The organism is Xanthomonas albilineans (assembly GCF_009931595.1).
GTDB classification, from domain to species: Bacteria; Pseudomonadota; Gammaproteobacteria; order Xanthomonadales; family Xanthomonadaceae; genus Xanthomonas_A; species Xanthomonas_A albilineans.
The window spans coordinates 422,599-443,047 of sequence record NZ_CP046570.1 but is presented as its reverse complement, the minus strand read 5'-3'; the positions used below and the strand labels follow the sequence as shown (position 1 = coordinate 443,047).

The 20,449-nt window shown below is 64.0% G+C and carries 20 protein-coding genes and 2 other RNA genes; 13 read left to right on the top strand and 9 right to left on the bottom strand.

Features of this window, described 5'->3' with window-relative positions; genetic code table 11:
* Nucleotides 1-62 precede the first annotated feature (62 nt).
* Nucleotides 63-1,571, bottom strand: a complete 1,509-nt coding sequence (gene glpD, locus XaFJ1_RS01880; protein WP_012914992.1) for a glycerol-3-phosphate dehydrogenase — start codon at nt 1,569-1,571, stop codon at nt 63-65.
* A gap of 256 nt (nt 1,572-1,827) precedes the next feature.
* On the opposite strand from glpD, the gene XaFJ1_RS01875 reads away from it, so the two are divergent.
* Nucleotides 1,828-2,301 carry a YehS family protein gene (locus XaFJ1_RS01875; protein ID WP_012914991.1) on the top strand — a complete coding sequence of 158 codons (474 nt, stop codon included), beginning with the start codon at nt 1,828-1,830 and terminating at the stop codon, nt 2,299-2,301.
* Nucleotides 2,302-2,305: 4 nt separating this feature from the next.
* Here the strand turns inward: XaFJ1_RS01875 and XaFJ1_RS01870 are convergent.
* A non-coding RNA gene (locus XaFJ1_RS01870) (sX9 sRNA) lies at nt 2,306-2,380 on the bottom strand.
* Nucleotides 2,381-2,601: 221 nt separating this feature from the next.
* Between XaFJ1_RS01870 and XaFJ1_RS01865 the strand changes: the two genes are divergently transcribed.
* The gene (locus tag XaFJ1_RS01865) at nt 2,602-3,420 is read left to right on the top strand and encodes an HDOD domain-containing protein (protein ID WP_045757168.1); all 819 of its coding nucleotides are present in this window, start codon (nt 2,602-2,604) and stop codon (nt 3,418-3,420) included.
* Between the two features lie 4 nt (nt 3,421-3,424).
* On the opposite strand, the gene XaFJ1_RS01860 is transcribed toward XaFJ1_RS01865, so the two are convergent.
* Nucleotides 3,425-3,500, bottom strand: a non-coding RNA gene (locus tag XaFJ1_RS01860) — sX9 sRNA.
* Between the two features lie 200 nt (nt 3,501-3,700).
* Between XaFJ1_RS01860 and XaFJ1_RS01855 the strand changes: the two genes are divergently transcribed.
* Both XaFJ1_RS01855 and XaFJ1_RS01850 read left to right on the top strand, forming a co-directional pair.
* Nucleotides 3,701-4,090: a ribonuclease domain-containing protein gene (locus XaFJ1_RS01855; protein ID WP_012914989.1), complete on the top strand. Its 390-nt coding sequence runs from the start codon at nt 3,701-3,703 to the stop codon at nt 4,088-4,090.
* A gap of 477 nt (nt 4,091-4,567) precedes the next feature.
* Nucleotides 4,568-5,347 carry a lysophospholipid acyltransferase family protein gene (locus tag XaFJ1_RS01850; RefSeq protein ID WP_080931579.1) on the top strand — a complete coding sequence of 260 codons (780 nt, stop codon included), beginning with the start codon at nt 4,568-4,570 and terminating at the stop codon, nt 5,345-5,347.
* Nucleotides 5,348-5,392: 45 nt separating this feature from the next.
* Here XaFJ1_RS01850 and XaFJ1_RS01845 read toward each other — a convergent pair whose 3' ends face one another.
* The gene (locus XaFJ1_RS01845) at nt 5,393-6,046 is read right to left on the bottom strand and encodes a hypothetical protein (RefSeq protein ID WP_012914987.1); all 654 of its coding nucleotides are present in this window, start codon (nt 6,044-6,046) and stop codon (nt 5,393-5,395) included.
* Nucleotides 6,047-6,488: 442 nt separating this feature from the next.
* Between XaFJ1_RS01845 and XaFJ1_RS01840 the strand changes: the two genes are divergently transcribed.
* From XaFJ1_RS01840 to XaFJ1_RS01810, 7 genes are all read left to right on the top strand, one after another.
* Entirely contained in the window at nt 6,489-7,925 is a 1,437-nt protein-coding gene (locus XaFJ1_RS01840) for a Do family serine endopeptidase (RefSeq protein WP_012914986.1), read from the top strand.
* A gap of 162 nt (nt 7,926-8,087) precedes the next feature.
* Complete coding sequence (locus XaFJ1_RS01835) at nt 8,088-8,459, top strand: hypothetical protein (protein WP_012914985.1); 372 nt, start codon at nt 8,088-8,090, stop codon at nt 8,457-8,459.
* 5 nt (nt 8,460-8,464) lie between these two features.
* On the top strand, nt 8,465-8,956 hold the full coding sequence (locus tag XaFJ1_RS01830; RefSeq protein ID WP_012914984.1) for a hypothetical protein: 492 nt from the start codon (nt 8,465-8,467) through the stop codon (nt 8,954-8,956).
* Entirely contained in the window at nt 8,956-9,393 is a 438-nt protein-coding gene (locus tag XaFJ1_RS01825) for a hypothetical protein (RefSeq protein WP_012914983.1), read from the top strand. The genes XaFJ1_RS01830 and XaFJ1_RS01825 overlap by 1 nt, the downstream gene beginning before the upstream one ends.
* Before the next feature lie 136 nt (nt 9,394-9,529).
* Nucleotides 9,530-10,651 (top strand): AI-2E family transporter, encoded by a 1,122-nt coding sequence (locus XaFJ1_RS01820; RefSeq protein ID WP_045756703.1) that lies wholly within the window; start codon nt 9,530-9,532, stop codon nt 10,649-10,651.
* A gap of 99 nt (nt 10,652-10,750) precedes the next feature.
* Entirely contained in the window at nt 10,751-11,476 is a 726-nt protein-coding gene (locus tag XaFJ1_RS01815) for an HAD family hydrolase (RefSeq protein WP_012914981.1), read from the top strand.
* 63 nt (nt 11,477-11,539) lie between these two features.
* Nucleotides 11,540-12,910 (top strand): leucyl aminopeptidase family protein, encoded by a 1,371-nt coding sequence (locus XaFJ1_RS01810; protein WP_012914980.1) that lies wholly within the window; start codon nt 11,540-11,542, stop codon nt 12,908-12,910.
* Between the two features lie 127 nt (nt 12,911-13,037).
* Here XaFJ1_RS01810 and hglS read toward each other — a convergent pair whose 3' ends face one another.
* The 5 genes from hglS to XaFJ1_RS01785 all read right to left on the bottom strand — a co-directional run bounded on the left by hglS (nt 13,038) and on the right by XaFJ1_RS01785 (nt 17,533).
* Nucleotides 13,038-14,399, bottom strand: coding sequence for a 2-oxoadipate dioxygenase/decarboxylase HglS (hglS, locus tag XaFJ1_RS01805; protein WP_012914979.1), 1,362 nt, complete (start codon nt 14,397-14,399; stop codon nt 13,038-13,040).
* 126 nt (nt 14,400-14,525) lie between these two features.
* A complete protein-coding gene (locus XaFJ1_RS01800; RefSeq protein ID WP_045757167.1) occupies nt 14,526-15,065 on the bottom strand; it encodes a hypothetical protein in 540 nt (179 codons plus the stop codon).
* A 513-nt stretch (nt 15,066-15,578) separates the two neighbouring features.
* Nucleotides 15,579-15,950 carry an EF-hand domain-containing protein gene (locus XaFJ1_RS01795; protein WP_012914977.1) on the bottom strand — a complete coding sequence of 124 codons (372 nt, stop codon included), beginning with the start codon at nt 15,948-15,950 and terminating at the stop codon, nt 15,579-15,581.
* 229 nt (nt 15,951-16,179) lie between these two features.
* Nucleotides 16,180-16,569 (bottom strand): hypothetical protein, encoded by a 390-nt coding sequence (locus tag XaFJ1_RS01790; RefSeq protein ID WP_012914976.1) that lies wholly within the window; start codon nt 16,567-16,569, stop codon nt 16,180-16,182.
* Between the two features lie 145 nt (nt 16,570-16,714).
* Nucleotides 16,715-17,533 (bottom strand): N-acetylmuramoyl-L-alanine amidase, encoded by an 819-nt coding sequence (locus tag XaFJ1_RS01785; protein ID WP_012914975.1) that lies wholly within the window; start codon nt 17,531-17,533, stop codon nt 16,715-16,717.
* Between the two features lie 244 nt (nt 17,534-17,777).
* Between XaFJ1_RS01785 and XaFJ1_RS01780 the strand changes: the two genes are divergently transcribed.
* A complete protein-coding gene (locus XaFJ1_RS01780) occupies nt 17,778-19,169 on the top strand; it encodes a C40 family peptidase (protein ID WP_045757166.1) in 1,392 nt (463 codons plus the stop codon).
* The gene (locus tag XaFJ1_RS01775) at nt 19,166-20,269 is read left to right on the top strand and encodes a dipeptide epimerase (protein ID WP_012914973.1); all 1,104 of its coding nucleotides are present in this window, start codon (nt 19,166-19,168) and stop codon (nt 20,267-20,269) included. The genes XaFJ1_RS01780 and XaFJ1_RS01775 overlap by 4 nt, the downstream gene beginning before the upstream one ends.
* Nucleotides 20,270-20,449 lie beyond the last annotated feature (180 nt).

Here is a 20,449-nt window from a genome sequence, read left to right as displayed (position 1 = left end):
ACCATTGTGACCAGCCGTCGCACACCATCCCGAGACGACGATGGCATCGACGTCATGGGTGTTTACGCCGTCGCCAGCCTGGCCGAGGCCTGTTGCAGATAAGCAATCAGGCGCTGGCAGCCATTCGCATCGATGCGCAGGCCGAGCTTGCTGCGTCGCCACAACAGGTCGTCGGCTTCGATCACCCATTCGTGTTCGCACAGATAATCCACTTCCGCCTGGTACAGATCCGCACCGAAATGCTCGCCCAGTTGCTGCAGCGAGGTCGCCGCGCCGAGCAACGCGCTGGCACGGGTGCCGTAATTGCGCGCCAGCCGCTGTGCGGTGGCCTCGGACAGCCATGGCCGGGCCGCGCGCAACTCGCGCGCGAGCACGTCGATATCGGCCCGCTCGCCGCCAGGCAACGGCGCGCCATGCGCGGTCCATGCCGGCGCCTTGCGTCCGACATGCGCGGTTAACCGGTCCACCGCTTCTTCGGCAAGCTTGCGGTAGGTGGTGAGCTTGCCACCGAACACATTGAGCAAAGCGGCACCATTGCGCGCGTCCAGTTCCAGCAGGTAATCGCGGGTGACCTCGGCGGCGTTGTCCTGCGCATCGTCGAGCAGTGGGCGCACGCCGCTGTAGCTCCACACCACATCGTCCGGGGCGATCTGCTTGCGAAAATACCGGTTGGCCGCCGCGCACAAATAGTGCGTTTCCTCCGCATCGATGCGCGGCGCGTCCGGATCGGCGCGGTAGTCGACATCGGTGGTGCCGATCAAGGTGTAGTCCTGTTCATAGGGAATGGCGAACACGATGCGCCGATCCGGTTGTTGGAAGATGTAAGCATGGTCATGGTCGAACAGCCGTGGAACCACGAGATGGCTACCCTTCACCAGACGCAACGCATGGTCGTGCCCGACCTGCGCCACCTGATCCAGGAACTGCACCGCCCACGGCCCGGCGGCATTGACCAGCGCACGCGCCTGCACCTCCTCACTGCGACCGTCCGCGAACTGCAACCCCACGCGCCACACGCCGTCCGCACGCTGCGCACTGACGCAGCAGGTACGGGTGAGGATACGTGCACCGCGTTGCGCCGCATCCATCGCATTGAGCACCACCAGCCGCGCATCCTGCACCCAGGCGTCGGAATAGACGAAACCCGTACGGAACTCCTCGCGCAACGGTGCGCCCACCGGATGCGTGCGCAACGCCAGACGCCGCGAGCCCGGCAAGGTGCGGCGACCACGACCAAGATGGTCGTACAGGAACAGGCCCGCGCGGAGCATCCACGCCGGGCGCAAATGCGGCTGGTGCGGCAGCAGAAAGCGCAGCGGCCAGATGATGTGCGGCGCCAGTCGCAGTAGTACCTCGCGCTCGGCCAGCGCCTTGCCGACCAAAGCGAATTCGTACTGTTCCAGATAGCGCAGCCCGCCGTGGATCAGCTTGGTGCTGGCGCTGGAAGTATGCGCGGCCAGATCGTCGCGCTCGCACAGGCACACCGACAGCCCCCGGCCCACCGCATCGCGGGCGATGCCAACGCCATTGATGCCACCACCGATCACCAGTACATCGTAAGTCTCGCGCATTACCGACTCCGAAGATGTCGCGCCCTGGATCAGGCGCATCACCTGGAGCAGGACAAAGTAACGAAAAATCGCAAACGACTATTTGCAAACATATCACGCTACACAACAACGCGATGCCGACAGCATCGTGCATCACCTGAAGCGCGCCGAAACAGCGGCTTACATCTTGACGCACCCCAGTTGGCTTCGCACTCACTTCAATGCACGCTCTAGACTAGACAACCCGCCGAAGACAACGGCACTCCCCCAATCGACCATGCTCAACAACGACATTCTGCGTTCTATCCGTTACATGCTCGATCTGAGCGACCAAAAAATCGTGGACATCGTGCAACTCACCGACCCGGTGTTTCCTATCGACAAAGCGCAGATTGCCGCCTGGCTGAAGAAAGAAGACGAAGCAGGCTTCGTCGAATGCCACGATGCGGTACTGGCGCATTTCCTCGATGGGCTGGTATTCCATTACCGTGGCCGCGACGAGCGCCTGCCACCGCGCCCGGTGGAAACGCACATTACCAATAACGTGGTGCTGAAGAAGCTGCGGGTGACGTTTCAACTCAAGGACTTAGACATGCACCAGATCTTCTACTCCGCTGGCTTGCCGGTATCCAAGCCGGAGCTATCGGCGCTGTTTCGGCAACCGGAGCACAAGAATTTCCGCCTATGCGGCGATCAGCTACTGCGCAACTTCCTCAAGGGTCTCACCCTGCGCCTGCGCCCAGCCGGCTAAGAGTGGCTAACAAAACGTCGCGAGGCGCTGTCGGGTGGGCGCGGACAGCCCGCCGGAACCGCCGTGTACAGGGGGACATGGGGATTCCGAGCACTGCCCGTGCCCGTCCAGCGGCGACGCCGTCGTTTTCTTAGCTACTCTAAGGCCGGCGAGGCATGCACACCATCGGCCAGAGCGGTTCCGGCGGCGATGCACGCGCCGCCCACAGCGATTCGGTCTAGGATGCGCCAGTTCCGCCACCAGGCGGGCGCGGCCGCCCAAACCGGCAGCGCCCGCTTCCCGTTCCGTTTTGAGGCTTTCATGAAACTAGAGGCGCTGTTCGACCAGTTGCACACCCTGCCGACCATTCCCCAGGTGGCGCAGGACCTGATCCTGCAATTCGATTCCCCCGGCACCAGCCTGGATGCGGTAGCGCGCAACATCGAGCGGGATCCGGTGATCGCGGCCAAGGTGCTGCGGCTGGCCAATTCGGCGCGTTTTCGTGGCGCACGCGATTCGACCACGGTGGAAGACGCCGCGCTGCGCCTGGGCTTCAACACCCTGCGCACGCTGGTGCTGGCCTCGTCGATGACCGGCGCATTCAAGGCCCCCCCGCATTTCGACCTGCGCGGGTTTTGGCTGCACAGCTTCGAGGTGGCCGGGATCTGCCGGCTACTGGCAAGGCAGAAGGGCCTGGATCCGGAAACCGCCTTCACCTGCGGGATGATGCACAACATCGGCGAACTACTGATCCAGACCGGCGCACCGAGCTATGCCGCACAGCTGCATCCGGACGCATCGTCCAGCGGTCGTGCCGCCGACGAAACCGTCCAACTGGGCTTTGGCTATCCGGAAGTGGGCGCGGAGCTGGCGCGGCGCTGGCAGTTGCCGCAGGTGATCCAGGCCGCCATCGCCTATCAGGCACGCCCGCTGCAAGCGCCGCAAGGCGAACCGATGCCACGTGTGGTGGCACAAGCCGCACTGGTCGCCGACGCCTTGAGGCACTACGGCAGCGCGACCGATGAAGCACGCCAAGCGGTGACCGGACCACTGTTGCAAGAGGTGGACCTGGACGCATTGTTCGCCGCCCTGCCCGAGGTGATCGAAGCCGATCGCGCCTTTACCGAAATGCTGCGCTAAGAGTTAACAACAAAACATCCCGAGTCACTGTCGGACCGGCGCGGACAGCGCACAGGAACCGCAGTGTACGGTGGGTACATGAGGATGAAGCAGTTGTTTCGTTCGCCACACTATAGAGTGGCGAACAAAACCTCCGGCACCTCGTTGCAATCTACTGCGACGAAAGCAGATCAGGTTTCGACCGATGGGCATTGACGGCGCGCATGCGCATAGTCGGTGCGTCGGCGCGATGCACCTCCCGCATCCACGGCCATCCGATCCATCTGCCAAGGAGTGTTTCATGTCTCACTCGATTAAATTTGCGCTGCTTGCGGCCTTATTCGTTTCCACCCATGTACAGGCGTATCAATCTCCAACGCACTGCAGCATCTTGCCTAATTACATCCGCGATGCCAGTCGCGACATGGCGTATTGCCTCACCATGCCCAGCCCGATCGCCGCTTGTGGTAACGCACAGTTGGACGTGCAGGTGTTCGGCAACAACGAAGGACGCTTGCCCAAGTCCGGAAACGGGCAGACCTATTATGAAGGCAAGGCAAGGCTCCCTCAGAACGATCAGGCCGGGACGTATCGGCTGGTGTTCCTCGTCACCGATGGCAAAAAGAAAAAGGCGATCGAGCAGCGTTACTACTCCGCCGACCATTACGCCACATTCTGCACGATCCAGTGATACGGGGCGCCCGGGCAGACCTGCGGGCCCTAACGTTCGCGCGACACCTGGACCGATCCTATGCCGCTAGCGCCACAGCTAGCGGCTGCGAGCTTGACGTCAGTCGCGCTGGTGCGCGCGGGATGCGCGTGTGCTGCCCGTCAGTATGAAACAGGGGCTGCCGCCTGAGAGTGCCAAATAGCGCTTGCGATGCCAGCGTCGCGGCAACGCGACTGTGCGGCGAGCGGTCTCCATGCGCTTAGTCCAGCATTGCGATAAAAGCGCCATCGGCCTCACGCCGGGCAGGGCCACGACAGTAGCAACGCACCGGAGCGAGGACGCGACGCTCGCTCCAGCACGCTGGCCATCGAACGAACCAAGACCAGCGGTATCGACTACCATCGCCGCAGTCGTGCGCGACCGACCGCCTCCTTCATCCACGTGCCCATGCCCGCAACCGCTCCGCCACACCCTACCGCAAATGCCCTCGTCAACCGTCTGCGCATCGTCGTCAAGCTCGCCGCCTGCATCCTGGCCTGCCTGCTGCTGATGCCGCTGCAATGGCTGCTGATGCGCTTCATCCGTGGACGCGGCGCATTCGTGCTGCCGCGGCTGTGGTTCACCTGCCTGCGCCAGGCGCTGCGTCTTCGCGTCGAGGTCATCGGCCAACCACGCGCTGCTGGCGGTACCTTGTTCGTCGGCAACCACCTCTCCCACTTCGACATCGTCGTGTTGGGCAGCCTGCTGCGCACACGCTTCATCGCCAAGAACGACATGGAACGCTGGCCCGGCATGCGCCACATCGGCGCAATGGCGCAAACCGTGTTCATCAGCCGCCGTCGACAGGATGCGGCCGCCGTCGCCACCGCCGTCGCCGCGCAACTGCGCCCGGACCATGACCTGGTGCTATTCGCCGAGGGCACCACCTCCTCCGGCGAGCACGTGGCGCCGTTCAAATCCAGCCTATTTTCGCTGTTCCTGGACGCGGACACGAACACGCCGCGCTGGACCTTGCAACCGTTCACAATGGAGCTGCGCAGCGTGGACGGGCAGCCGCTGGCACAAGGCGGCAATCGCGATGCCTATGCGTTCTACGGCGCGATGCAGGCCGGCGCACACGTAATGCAGTTCCTGCGCATGTCCGGCGCAGTGGTACGGGTGACCTTCCACACGCCGATCGCACTGGCGCCCGGCAGCGATCGCAAGGCGTTGGCCGCGCACCTGCACGGCATCGTCTCGTCGGCGCTCACCGCACCGACTCGTCCGATATCGCCATAACCGCCCCCTCTCCCGTGCATGGGAGAGAGGATGCAACGCGACGGCTTACTTCTTTGCCCGGCTGGCAGCAACCTTCTTACCCGCGCTCTTGCGTACAGCGGTCTTCTTCGCCGTGGCGCTTTTCTTGGCAACCCTGGCGACGGTCTTCTTGACCGCCTTCGCCGCTTTCTTTACCGCCTTTTTGACGACGACCTTCTTCGCGGCCACTTTCTTCACCGCTTTCTTGACCGCGACCTTCTTCGCGGCGACCTTCTTGACTGCCTTTTTCGGCGCGGCTTTCTTGGCGGTCACTTTCTTCGCCGGGGCTTTTTTGGCCACCGCCTTCTTTGCCGGAGCCTTCTTTGCCGCTGCCTTCTTGGCGGTCTTCTTCTTGACCGCCTTCTTCAGCGCAGCGGCTTCAGACTTGGCGCTGGCCCTGGCCGCCTCCAGTGTCTTGCGCGCTTTGGCGACGGTCTTCTTGACCGCCTTGCCGGCCTTCTCGGCGCGCTTGGCGACGGCCTTCTCGGCCTGCTTCACCACTTTGCGGGTCTTGGCGACTTGGTCCTGCACACGCTTTTGCACGTTCTCAGCGGTGTGCTTGACACTGGCGACGGCCTCGCTGGCAGTCGCAGCGATGGTCTCGCCCATGTTGGTGGCGGTTTCTTTCATGTTCTCGGCGACTTGCGTCAGCGTCGCCGTTACCCCATTGCCATTGCTCATAAAACCCTCCTCAGGGTGTCGGTGTTTGATACCACACGGACGATGCTATACCGATTGCAGCAAAGCGGGGAGCCAACGAGTGCGACATGCGGCGGACGGTCGGCAAACCCGCGCAATCGCGGCAGGCCACCGCCCAGCCCTGTGTCGGCACGGAGGCACGCAGAAGTCGCCAGCACAACGGGATACGAGCGCTCAGCAAGGAGAACCCTGGTGGCCGCGCCATCGCCCCGCGTTGCCTACAGATACAGTAACCAAGATCGCACGCACGCCAGCGCTCGGCAGCCCGGCTCTCCACGCAATCTGCGGCATGGTGGTGATAGCGACACACGGCGGCGAGGTGGCGGCTTTTCACCGACAGTTAAACGCCGTGCGTTCATCTTGATTTATGCCCTCAGGCGCCCATTTTCCCAATCCGTCTCCCGCGTCCCCCGGAATCCGACTCATGCGCCCGCTGCCCACGCTGCTGACCCTGACCGCCGCTGCTGCCTTCGGCGGTTTCGCTGCAACCGCGATCAACGCCCAATTGAACAATCGCGCCGATGCCGCGCCGACACCGGCGACGCGAGCCGTGGCGAACACGGCGGCGTTGCCGACGTCGGTCGCCGGCACTCCGCTGCCATCGCTGGCACCGATGCTGCAAACTGTCATGCCAGCCGTGGTGAGCATCAACACCAAGCAGGTGGTGCGGGTACGCAACCCGTTCTTCAACGACCCATTCTTCCGCCGCCTCTTTCCGGACATCCCGCAGGAGCGCATCAACGAGTCGCTGGGCTCGGGCGTCATCATCGATGCCAAGAACGGCTACGTGCTGACCAACCATCACGTGGTGGAGAACGCCGACGATGTGCAAGTGACACTGGCCGACGGACGCAGCTTCAAAGCCGAATTCATCGGCTCGGACGCGGACACCGACATCGCCTTGGTCCGGATCAAGGCCGACAATCTCACCGAAATCCGCCTCGGCGACAGCGACAAACTGCGCGTGGGCGATTTCGTCGCGGCGATCGGCAACCCGTTCGGCTTCACCCAGACCGTGACCTCGGGCATCGTCTCGGCGATGGGCCGCAACGGCATCCGCGGCCTGGGTTACCAGAACTTCATCCAGACCGATGCCTCGATCAACCCAGGCAACTCCGGCGGCGCGCTGGTGGACCTGCGCGGCGAATTGGTCGGTATCAACACCGCCAGCTTCAACCCGCAAGGCAGCATGGCCGGCAACATCGGGCTGGGCCTGGCGATCCCCTCGAACCTGGCCCGCGCGGTGGTCGACCAATTGCTTAAGAACAACGGTGTGATGATCCGCGGCACCTTCGGCATCGAGACCCAGAACCTGACCGCGCAGATGGCGCAAGGGCTGGGCCTGCCCTCCCCGCGCGGCGCACTGGTGACGCGGGTGCTGGCGGGCTCGGCCGCCGCCGCAGCCGGACTGCAACCGGGCGACGTGGTAACCGGCGCCAACGGCGAACGTCTGGACAGCGCCGAGGCGCTGCATAACTACGAGGGCCTGCAGCCGGTGGGCAGCACGGTCACGCTGGACGTGCGCCGGGAGGGCAAACCACTGCAACTCAAAGTCCGCCTGAAGGAACAGCCGCGCGCGGTGAGCGGCGAAGCGCTGGACCCGCGTCTGAGCGGCGCCACCTTCACCGACCTGCCCGAATCGCTGCGCCAGTCCGGCGTCTCCGGCGTACTGATCGGCAACGTGGCGCGCGGCAGTCGCGCGGCGCACAACGGCCTGGCCAGCGGCGATATCGTCGTCGCGGCCTCGGCCGGCGAGTTCGCCGACCTGGCCAGTTACCGCGCCAATTTCGCGCGCAAGCCAGCCCAACTGGTGCTGCGCGTGGTGCGCGGCGGCGTGCAGGCCGATTTAATAATGCAATGAGCGGCCACATCGGCACAGGCATGCGGCGCGGCGATTCTACGCGCGCCACCGCCCGTTCACTGACACTTTTTATACTTTAGCGATGGTATACGTCGCCTACATTTTCCGCAGCGTCCGCCAGTGGCGGTCGGAGCGCTCCCTTACCCCAGAGGAGACACGCACATGAATTCCAGCCCCACAAACACCGATCACCTCAAGGACAACCTGAGCGAAGCCGGTGCGCATCTGAAGTCGGCCGCCAGCTACGCAGGCGAGGCAATCAAGGGCGCAGTCGGTGCCGCCAGCGACGAGTTGAAGCTGGGCAAGGCCAACGTCAAGGCCGAACTGTCCGACAGCACACTATCGGGACTGGCGGCGGCCGAATTCGGTGGGGCGGCGGCGAAAGAGCAGGTAGACGCACTCATGGACAAAGGCCGCGACCTGATCGACAGCGCCGCCGACCTGATCCGCGAGCGTCCGCTGGCCTCATTCGGGGTGGCCTTCGCCGCTGGCTGGATCATCGCCAAACTGGCGCGCAGCGGCGGCGACAAGTAAGCCGCGTGAGCGACGCGCAAGCACGCGCCGGCACGCCCGACGGCGCTACGGCGGAACCAACGGCGGCAACGCCGTCGCTGGGGGAATCGTTGCGCATCTTCAGGGCGGCCGGTCGCGAAGGCTTGCACGCCTCACTGCACACCGGGCGCGCCCTGCGCCGGCTAGTGGCCGCAGACTTGGCCTTGGCTCGCGTCGCCCTGGTGCGAGCGTTGGTGTGGCTGATCGTCTCGGTGGCGTTCGGCGCCTCGGCCTGGATCCTGTTAATGAGCGCGCTGATCGCATTGCTGCATCGCATGGGCTGGTCGTGGCTCGCATCGATCACGGCAACTGCGGGAATCAGCCTCTTCTTCACCGCTCTCGGTGCCTGGCAAGCGCTGCGCTACCTGGAGATGAGCAAACTCGACGCCACCCGACGCCAGTTGGCCAAGCTGGGCATTGGCAACAGCGATGAGGACCACAACGACGCGTCCGCCCCGACCGGCAAGGCATCCGAATAATGAAATTGGATCAATTGCAACACCGCGTCGCCCGCGCCGAAGCAGTGCTGGAAGGACGCCGGGAACAGATGCGCACGCACTGGACCACGTTGCAGCAGGGCTGGCGCGAAGGCTGGACACCCCTGCGTATCGTCGTGGTCGGGCTGGGAATCGGTTTCCTGGTGGGACGCGCCGAGCCGGTCGCGGCGCTCGGCAAACTTGGCGGCGCGCGTTGGCTGCAAATGCTCAGCGCACTCTACAAACTGCTCAACGCGGCCACGGCAAGCTCAAACGCTCCCGAGCGCGCCGCAGACACGACGCAGGCGCCTGCCGGTACGGCCCCACATGCTGCGCCAGCGGACACCAGCACCACGGCACGGCACGGCGATCCGCTTGACGCGTCCAGGCCGGACGCCCCCAACCCGACCGACACGGCAACGGCCCTGTCCGAGCCTTGAAACACTTCACAACCGCGCGACAGCTAAGCGCTCGTCATACCGCGTCAGGCAGGATCGGCCTACACTGCGCTTCCTTTTCGAGGCCGGATGCTGCGTGTCTTATAACGCAGTCCAAGGCCACCGTAACGCAGATCCGATGAGTACCGTTCCCGATTCCGCGACCGACGACCACCCCGCGACCGCCGCGCCGCGCGATGCCTTGCCGATGCCGCACACCGCGCGGCCACGCGGCCCGGTGTCGCTGGTGGTGCTGGCGACGCTGGCCGTCGCATACACGCTGTGGGCCGCACAACAGGTGATCCTGCCGGTACTGCTGGCGGCCTTCTTCGCCCTGATCGGCAACCCGATCCTGCGCCTGCTGCGACGGCTGTACCTGCCCCGCTTCCTGGCCGCGCTGGTCGTCCTGCTGTCGGGCATGGCGCTGGCGGCCACGCTCACCGTGCAACTGGCCGGACCGGCCGCAGTCTGGGTACAACAGGCACCCGCACAGATGCGTCACATCGCCACCCAGGTGCACGACCTGACCAAACCGATGCAGTTGGCCAACCAGGCGGCGGAAAGCTTCGCCCGCGCCGCCGGCGGTGACGGCGGCCCCCGCGTACAGGTGATCCGCACGCAGATGGACGATCCCTACCGGGCACTGGTGCGGACCCCACGACTGGCCGCCTCGGCGCTGGCCGTGGTATTGCTGACGTTCTTCTTCATGGTGTTCGGCGAGAACCTGCAACGGCACGCAATCGCCTTACTCCCCAGCCGCCAGCAGCAGAAGTTCACCACCGACATCCTGCGTTCGATCGAACAAGAAGTGTCGCGCTACGTCCTGACCATTAGCGTCATCAACACACTGGTCGGGCTGGTGTTCGCTGTCATTCTGATCCTGCTGAACATCACACCGCAGGAGGCGCTGCTGTGGGGCACGGTAATGGCACTGCTGAACTTCGCGCCCTACGTGGGACCGCTGATCGGTGTGGTGCTGATGCTGCTGATGGGCTTCGTCGCGTTTCGCGACCCGCTGAGCGCAACGCTGCCGGCACTGTTCTACCTGGCGCTGCATCTGCTGGAAGGCCAGGTGGTGACACCGATCGTGCTCGGCCGGCGCATGGCGATCTCGCCCCTGATGCTGATCCTGGCACTGATGCTGTTCGGCTGGCTGTGGGGAATGATCGGACTGCTGTTGGCAGTGCCGTTGTTGGTGTGCATCAAGATAGTGCTGGCACGGGTGGATGGCATGCAACGCTGGGCGCGACTGCTGGAGTAACTCCTGGATCGGCCGGCTCGGGACTCGGGGAAAGATGGATCGCGGCGCTGTCTACCGACAACACTGGGGCGCGACATCGCATCGCGTAAAATGGGCCGAGTGACTTCTTCCCCCACTTTCCCCATCCGCGCGATCACGCTGGATCTGGACGATACCCTGTGGCCCTTCGCGCCGATCGGAGCGCGCATCGAACAGGTGCTGCACGACTGGTTGCTGCAACATAGTCCGCGCACCGCCGCATGCTTCCCGATCCCTGCCATGCGCCAGTTACGCGACACGGTGGTCGCCGCACACCCGCATCTGCGCCACGACATGAGCGAACTACGACGCCTCACCCTGCGTCAGGCACTGCGCGAGAGCGGCGCCGATGAAACACTGGCGGAACCGGCCTATGCGGTCTTCCATGCCGCACGCAACCAAGTGGAATGCTTCCCGGACAGCCTGCCCGCACTGCAACGTATCGCCGCGTGCATGCCAGTGGCGGCACTGAGCAACGGCAACGCCGATCTGGCCACGATCGGACTGGAGCGGTATTTCGCCTTCCAACTCAGCGCCGGCGAACATGGTGCGGCCAAGCCGGACCCGAGTATCTTCCAAGCCGCCTGCGCGCGCCTGGCATTGCCCTGCGCGCAGGTCCTGCATGTCGGCGACCACATCGAGATCGACGTGGTCGGTGCGATGCAAGCCGGCCTGCGCGGCTGCTGGATCAACCGCGAAGGGCAGCTCTGGGATCGGCCTACACCACCGGATCTGCAGTTCGACACGCTCACCGGCCTGGCCGATTGGCTGGAGACCACGCAACCGCTCCACACGGCGCACGCATAAGCAGCGCCGGCCACATCGCTAGCCATTTTCCCTTTCCCTCCCAAGCACAAGAAGGATCTCCCGATGTCTTTGCCGAACGGCTTCACCGACGCTTCGCACACACCACTGCCGCTGTACGTGCTCGAACGCGAACATCTGGCCGAGTGGCGCGCGGCGCAGTCGCCGGCTTGGGTGGCGTGGATGGACACGCAGCAGTTCATGGCCGCACCCGGCACGGTGCTGTTGCTACCGGGCCCTGATGGCGTGGCCGCGGCGGTCCTCGGTGTCGGCGATCGCGGCGATGCCTATGCCTATGCGCACGCGCCGTTCGCATTGCCGGCCGGCAGTACCTGGCATCTGGCCAGTGCGCTGGACACCGAGGCGTTGGCCGCGCTGCACCTGGGGTGGGGCCTGGGTAGCTACCGCTATGCCGGTTACAAGCAACCGCCACGCTTGCCGGCGTCGCTGTTGGCGACACCGCAAGCGGAGGTGCTCGATTTACTCGAAGCCTGCGTGCGCGTGCGCGACTGGGTCAATACGCCAACCGAGCACATGGGACCGGAACAACTGGAAGCAATCGCCCGCGCGATTGCACAAGCGCACGGCGCGCAGTTCGACAGCATCGTCGGCGACGCACTGCTGGAGCAGAACTTCCCGACGATCCACGCAGTCGGTCGCGCCTCCCACCGCGCGCCACGGCTGTTGGTGCTGCGCTGGGGCGAGGACACGCATCCGCACTTGGCGCTGATCGGCAAAGGGGTGTGTTTCGATACCGGCGGCCTGGATCTGAAACCCGCCGACGGCATGCGCCACATGAAGAAGGACATGGGCGGCGCGGCGCATGCGCTGGCGCTGGCCGGGTTGGTGATGGCACAACGCCTGCCACTGCGGCTAACGGTGTTGCTGCCAGCGGTGGAAAACGCGATCGGCCCGAACGCATTCCGCCCTGGCGACATCATCGCCACCCGCCAGGGCACGACCGTGGAAATCGACAACACCGATGCCGAGGGCCGGCTGGTGCTGTGCGATGCACTCGCCTACGCCAGCGAGCAGAATCCGGACGCGATCATGGATTTCGCCACCTTGACCGGCGCAGCGCGCATCGCCCTTGGCCCGGACCTACCGGCGCTGTTCTGCAACGACGACGCGCTGGCGCAAGCCTGGATCGAGGCCGGCGAGCGCCACCGCGACCCGGTCTGGCGCATGCCACTCTGGCGTCCTTACCTACGCTACCTGAGCAGTTCGGTGGCCGATCTGGCCAACGCCGGCTCACGCATGGCCGGCGCAGTGACTGCGGCGCTATATCTGGAGCGCTTCGTACCGGCGCGGCAGACCTGGGCGCATCTGGACGTATACGCCTGGAACGACAGCGAGCGCCCTGGCCGTCCGGCCGGTGGCGAGGCACTGGCATTGCGCTCGGCCTACGCCATGCTCAAGGCCCGCTACACGCGATAGGCAATCGCCGCGCGGCGCAGGGATAGCCCGGACACCGCTGCGCGAAAGCAAGCGTACTTGCGATCGGCGCACGACACCGCGCGCCGACATGGCGCGCCTTGCGCGCGACGCAATCACCGAGGTTTTCTCAGCGATTCAATGCCTGCAGCGAATCGCGCTCGATCCCGGCGTAGATGGCGAATGCGTCATGCACTGTCGCGCCCAGCGCTTGCTCGAATGCGGCACGGTTGGCGTGCGCCGCGTAGCCGCGCTGTTCGCCGCCACCGAGGTTGGACTGGAAGATGCCAGCGGCGCTGACCGGCAAGAAATCCTCATAGACAATCGGGTCGGCGCTGACCAAACCATCGGCGATCAACGCCTCGGCCGGCTTGCCGGCCAGCGCGGTCGCGCCGGCGGCGCGACCGGCGTCGGTGAGTGCATAGCGAAAATAGCCCAAGCCTTCGCGGCGCAGCGTGGCTTCATCATCGGGGAAGTCGGCGAACGCGGCCTGCAGGCGCGCCATGTAGTCGCCACCGGCGCTGCCGTCGGCGCCGCGCGCACGCTCCAGCAGCGCGTCGTACAGCGCGCGGCCTTTCGGCGTCAGTGCCAAGCCCCGCTGTTCGATCTCGCCGAAACGCGCGGTGTGGGTGCCGACCTCGGCACTGCCCGCGCCGGCGGGGAAACGCACGGTTTCTTCCAGTGCCTTGAAGCTGGTCTGGCGTAGCAGGATCGGGCAACGCCGGCGCGGCGGTCCTTCGATCACCGCCTTGGCCTCGATACCACGGTGCAGCATCTGCACCTGCGCCGCGTCGATATCCAGAGTCCGCGGAGTCAGATGGTTAATATGCGGACCGTGGAAGCTAACCACATCGGCAACCAGCTTGTGCGCGTCGCTCAACGCACGGTAGATCGGCAGCGATACAGTCGCATCACTATGCCAGCGAAAGGTTTCCAGTACTTGGGTGACGAAGCGGTGCGCGTCAGCCTCGCCCAGGCCGCCGTCGCGCTCGCAGCGCGCGATCAATTCCAGCGCGCCATCGCTGAAGATGCGTCGCCGCGCGAGAATCTGCGCCGCCTGCGCGCGCAATGCCAAGTCTTCGATCAACTCCAGTCGCAGTAACGAAGTGAACACGCGGAACGGATTGCGCGCCAACGCTGCCGCATCCAGCGGACGGAATGCGGTGGAATGCACCGGCACGCCCGCGACCGAGAGATCGTAGTAATCGACCGGCACCATCCCCATCACCGCGAACAGGCGCCGCAACATGGCCAATTCTTCCGCCGTACCGACACGGATCGCTCCATGCCGTTCCTGATCCAGCCGCGCGCGTTCATCGTTGCGCTGCAACTGCGCTTCCAGCGCCGGATCGGCGGCCAGCGTCTGCGCGTTGACCTGCGCCACCAAGTCCATCAGCGTGCCGTACAACGGCACCTCGGCGCGATACATGTCGGACATGGCCTGCGCGAACAGACTGCGGATGGCGTCCGGCGAAACGAAGGCAGTGGTCATCGGCGCTCCGGAGCAACGGTGATGCCGGCGACTGGACCGGCGGAAGTGGCATTCTCGCGCCGTCACGACGACACGACCAGTCGTGCGATCGAATGCCGCGAATCGGATGCTGCGCCTGCGCCGTAACTACGGTTGCGCTGCGGCGCGGCCGCCGAGTTGGCGGCGCAACAGCGCGTCCAGCACGATCGGCCGGTCCCAATGATCGTAACTGGCGACGATGGCATGGCGCAGCGCGCGGTACGCCAGCGACCCCGGTGGCGCCTGCAATCCCGTGGCGACCTCTGCCCAACCAGCCTGCGCACCAGTGGCGCTGCGGGCGCGTACCACCTCGCGATAGGGTCGTCCGGTAGCCGTGGCCAGGAACCCGGCAAAATAGATATCGCGAGCCGACCAATGGCATTCACGCAGCAACGCCTCGGCGTAGCCGCGCGGCATCTGCGCATAGCGCGCAACCTCGTCGAGAAAACTGTCCGGATAGCGCACGGCATAACGATCGATATCCAGCAACTGGCGATCGACCCAGACATCGCCGCTGGCGGGCATCTCGGCAGGCGCTGCGGCGGCGAACGCAGACACCGACACAGACGTGTCCTGCGCTGCGGCAATGCCGACAACGAGCAGCAATACGAACAGCAGCGAACCAGCAGCGTGCAAACGGAACGACATGCACCGATTCTGCCGGATACCACAGGAGCTGTCAGCGCCCCAGAGGCCCGCCACCGCCTGCAGCCACTCACCGCCATCGATGCAACGCATCGGACGCGAGGCAGTGCTCGGCCGCATGCGCCCAAGGGATGGCATCGGGGGTGGGTGCCCCTGCCGTCCAATACAATCAACGGGTGGCTCCACTTCCGAGCGCAGCAAATTGCCATTCATCACAAAACGTTCGGTGCCGAATTTGACCAGCCCCTGTCGACTGCCGCAGGTCTTCGGATTCTTACCCGATACCACGTCGATGTACGCGAAGAACAACTCGGCAAAACCAGGCGCACCCATCACCGCCTTCACCATCAGACCGATCAGGCCATCTGCATCACCATGATCGACTTAAAGTAGCTAACAAAGCCACTGTGTCGCCGCCGAACGGGCGTGGGCAGTGCTGGGTGCCCCCCTACTGCGGTTGCTGCGCGCTGTCCGCGCCCAGCTGACAACGATTTCGCGACGTTTTGTTAGCCACTCTTATTTTCCGTCACGATTATTGCTGCCGCCAACCATGCCAGCATGATGTTTAGCGACATAGGCTTCGTATTCCTTTGGGGTAAGCTTGCCGTTGTGGTCGGTATCGGCCTGCGAGAAAATCTGGCTCAGACCGGCGTTGACCTGCGCCTCCTGCTTGCTGATGGCACCATCTCTATCGGTATCGACATCGGCCCAAGTCTGACCAGGACCAGACATATCGGATTGCGTTCGCTGCCCAGTGGTGCTGGTGTACGACTGCGCTTGCCCAACGGCATCGCTGCGCTGCGGATGCTGAGCGAAAGCAGGCAAGGCCAACGCAGCGACGAGAAGGACAACGGAACCGAACAGCGGGGTGCGAATACGAATGTTCACGTGTGAATCCTCCTTATGCTCTTTCGGGAAGTGACATGTACCGGCCAATTCCGGCACACACCGCCACAGTGGCTCTACCGAACTGAATCCATTACCCGACGCGAAATTCCATAAAACAGAGTATTAACCACAGCACACAAGCAATGTGCCAACGCCGCAGTTACGATTCAATGAACTTGTGGTGACTCGAGCATTTAAAATATTCAGACTACAGAAAAAACCGTATGGTTTAACGTGTTTCGTGACCATAATCGGCCGCCTTTTTTTTTGAGCAAGAACTGAATACGATCCAGGCCAAAGCCACGCCGGCAAGTGCGCACCCAACCTCCAACACAACACGCGAGCCCAACTCGTCTGGATCGTGGATGCTGGCCAGCGCAATGCGCGCATATAGTGGCGACTCCAGGCGCACGATGCTGGTGTAGAACAGGCTCCAGCAATCGATCCCTGCCGATGCCGTCACCGCAAGCAGGCATGCCCCACCCAGCCGCTGGCCCTCGGACCAACGTAAACGCCGGCCCAGCCGCTGCCACAGCGCATACACTAGGAATCCGACCGCCAACGCGATCAGCCCGGCTTCCAGCGAGCCCAGCAAGCCAAAGTGCAGCGGCAGGTTCATCGGATCGTGTCCTCGGTGGGCAAGAACGCCAGTCTAGACCGTGTCATGCACATTGAAGTAAGTGCAACGCCAGCTGGAGTACGTTGAAACAAGGCGCCCCCATGCCAACATACACGGCCGGCGTGAGACACGCACGAACGACACGCTAGAACTCGTTATGCTCTATCGGCGGCGGTGACGACAGCGATTGCGGCTGCGGCGCAAGCAATGGCTGGGTCAGCGCATAGAGAATGCGCAGATCTTCCGCATCGAACGCGGTGGCTTCATTGCCCCGGTAATGATGATGGAACGCGCGCATCGCGGCGGCGCGATCGCCGATCGGATAACCGAACAGCGCCAGCGCCTGCCACGGATCGAAGCCGGACGGCGCCGGTGGCGCATCGGCGGCCGGCCAACGACCAAACCCGGCATCGGCCAACTGCTTCCACGGGAACAACGGGCCCGGATCGACCTTGCGCGACGGAGCGAAATCCTCATGCCCGACGATCTGGGTACGCGGAATGTGCAGGCGCGTGCACAAATCCTGCAGCAACACCAGCAGGCTATCGATTTGCGCTTGCGGAAACGGGGTCTTGCCGTCGTTGTCCAACTCGATACCGATCGAGGCCGAATTGACGTCGGTGATGGTACCCCAACGTCCGACACCGGCGTGCCAGGCGCGCAGTTGGTCGCTGACCAACTGATAGCGTTTGCCGTCGGGACCGATCAGGTAATGCGCACTGACCAACTCGCCCAAACCGTTTCGCGAACGCAGCGTATCCAAGCTTTCCTGCAATGAATTTTTGCCGGTAAAGTGGATCACGATCAGCTGCGCGCGACGCTGGTTGTAATTGGGCGACGGAACCCACTGCGCCAGCGGATTGTGCGGCGGCGCATGCGCGCAAGCACCGAGCAATGCGACCAGGACCAACAACGATAGCCGATGCACGACGAGCAACGCAGGCACAGTCAAACGACGGATCATGGGCAACTCCAAGATGGATAAGCAAGAATACACATCGGCAGGTCAAAATCATGTCAGAGCGCAACGGCCACCATAGACATTGGCCGAGCAACCCCACTATAGAGTGCCTCGTTAAAACGCCAGCTGTCGCGGGCGCAGGATGCAGCGGGACCGCGATCACACCTTGACAGAAAAAATCCGGGAATCGAAGATCATTCTCGGCATGCGCCAGGTTCCGACATTCTTTCCGCATCATCAGGATTTCATGACCACCATGCGCGGCCTGTGCCTGTTGCTCGCCGCCGCATTGAACAGCACGGTGGCCGCACACGCCGCGGATGCGCTGCCCTGGCAACTACAGACAGTGCAATTGCAGGCCGACCACTGGATCGCGCGGTTGCCCGCATCGCTGCACCCACTACTGGATGCAGCCCAGGTATCCGCTTTCAATGCACATTTGCTGCATCACGATATTTCCATGCACGATCTCGCCGCGCTGCCTGTGCGTCTCAGCGCGGCGCAGGTGCGCGCGCAGATTCTGAGCGTTTCGGCAACACCAACGCACAGGCTTTACGACGCGCGAGGCAACACGCTCGATGCCAAGCAACTGCAGGCATTGCAATCCGCACTTGCGCTGCAAACCCTGCCGGAACAGGTAACCCCGCGTTATGGCCTGGTCGTGCGACACGCGGATTTACGCCTGTTCCCCACTGCGCAACGCGTGTTTAGCGCGCCCGACGACCACGACATCGACCGCTTCCAGGAGTCGGCCCTGGCCCCCGGCAGTGCGGTGGCAATCCTACATGTCAGCCATGATGGCCAATGGCTGTTCGTCCTGGCGTCGAACGAAGCGGCCTGGATTGCTCGCGACCGTGTCGCCGAAGCCGAGCGTGCCACGGTGCTGGACTACATACAGCGCGAGCCGCGGCTGCTGGTGACCGGCACCCGCGTGTTCACCGTCTTTACTCCAGAGCTACCGGACGCATCGCAGGTGGCTTTGGACATGGGCAGCACACTACCTCTGATGCAGAAATGGCCACCATGGCAACCCGTCAACGGCCAATCGCCGCTGGCCGCCTACGTGGTGCAATTACCGCTGCGCACACCTGACGGCCACTTGCAGTTGGCACCAGCGCTGGTCCCGCGCGTTGCGGATGCGCGCGACGCACCACTCCCCGCGACCCCGCACGTTCTACTGCAGCAAGCATTCAAGTTTCTCGGCGAGCGCTATGGCTGGGGCGACAGCCACGATGGGCACGACTGCAGCGGCTTCGTCGTCGATGTCTACCGCAGCCTCGGCATTCTCTTGCCGCGCAACACAGACGACCAGGCACGCAGCCCCAGCCTCACCACCGTACCCTACAACGCTGGCGCGCCGCTGCCGCAACGACAGAAAGTGCTAGCGCAGTTGCAGGTCGGCGACTTGGTGTACATCCATGGCCACGTGATGCTGGTGATCGGCCACGAGCACGGCCGCACTTGGGTGATCCACGACGTGGCCGCAGCCAGCGACCGCAACGCCGCCGGACAACTGCAACGGGTGCCATTGAACGGTGTTTCGGTCACGCCGCTGGAATCGCTGTTGCTCGCCGACGGCACCCCCTTCATCGACCGCATTACCCGCATCCAGCGCATCCTGCCGATTCCGAGCCAATGAAAATCACCGACATTCGCCTGGGAATGCTGCGCGTGCCACTGCACACTCCGTTCAAAACCGCACTGCGCACCGTGCAGGCAATCGAGGACGTCGTGGTCATGGTGCACACCGACAATGGCCATATCGGCTACGGCAGCGCCGCGGCCACGCCACCGATCACCGGCGATACCCACGGCGCGATCATTGCGGCGATCGAGCACTGCATCGCACCACGCCTGATCGGCGAAGACATCGCCGATCTCAATCGGATCATCGGCCGGATCCAGCGCGCGCTCGCGCACAACAACAGTGCCAAAGCCGCGCTGGACATCGCCATCCACGACCTATGGGCGCAAAGCTATGGCGCGCCACTGTATCGCCTGCTCGGCGGCGGCACTCCGACCCTCGTCACCGACCTCACCATCAGCGTGAACACAATCGACACGATGGTGCGCGATGCGCACTCGGCCATCGCGCGCGGTTTCGTCGCGTTGAAGATCAAGGTCGGCCAGGACACCGCCGAGGACATCGCGCGGGTCAAGGCAATCCACGACGCGGTCGGTGGCCGCGCGCAACTGCGGCTGGATGCCAACCAGGGCTGGACACCGAAACAGGCGGTGCACGCCATGCGCACGCTGGAGCAAGCCGGCGTGGTGCTGGAACTGCTGGAGCAACCGGTCAAGGCCGACGACCTCGACGGGCTCAAGTACGTCACCGAACGGGTGCAAACCACGGTGATGGCCGACGAAAGCGTCTTCGCGCCAGCGCAGGCGATCGCGCTACTGCGGCAGCGCGCGGCGGACATCCTAAACATCAAATTGATGAAAGCCGGCGGCATCGCCAATGCGCTGCGCATCGCCGACATCGCCGCAGCCTATGGCGTGCCGTGCATGATCGGCTGCATGTTGGAATCGAGCATCGGCGTGGCCGCGGCAGCGCACCTGGCGGTGGCCAGAGCGAACATCATCACCAAGGTGGACTTGGACAGCCCATCGTTGGGAATGTTCGATCCGGTAGACGGTGGAGTGCGCTTCGACGAGGCGCAGATCCACATCAGCGATGCGCCGGGGCTGGGCATCCGCGCGATTCGTGGACTGGAACCGTTGCCGCGCAGCGCATAATCGCCACGATCCGATCCCACGCGACCGAAAGGACTCCATGATCCAATACATTGCACAGGTCCCACCCAGCGCAGGACATCGCCTCTGCCTGCACCCTTGGCGCGCACCCGACGAAACCAGCACCGACAACGCCGCGAACATACCGACCGACATGCCGGAACCGCCGCCCGGTCGGTGCCC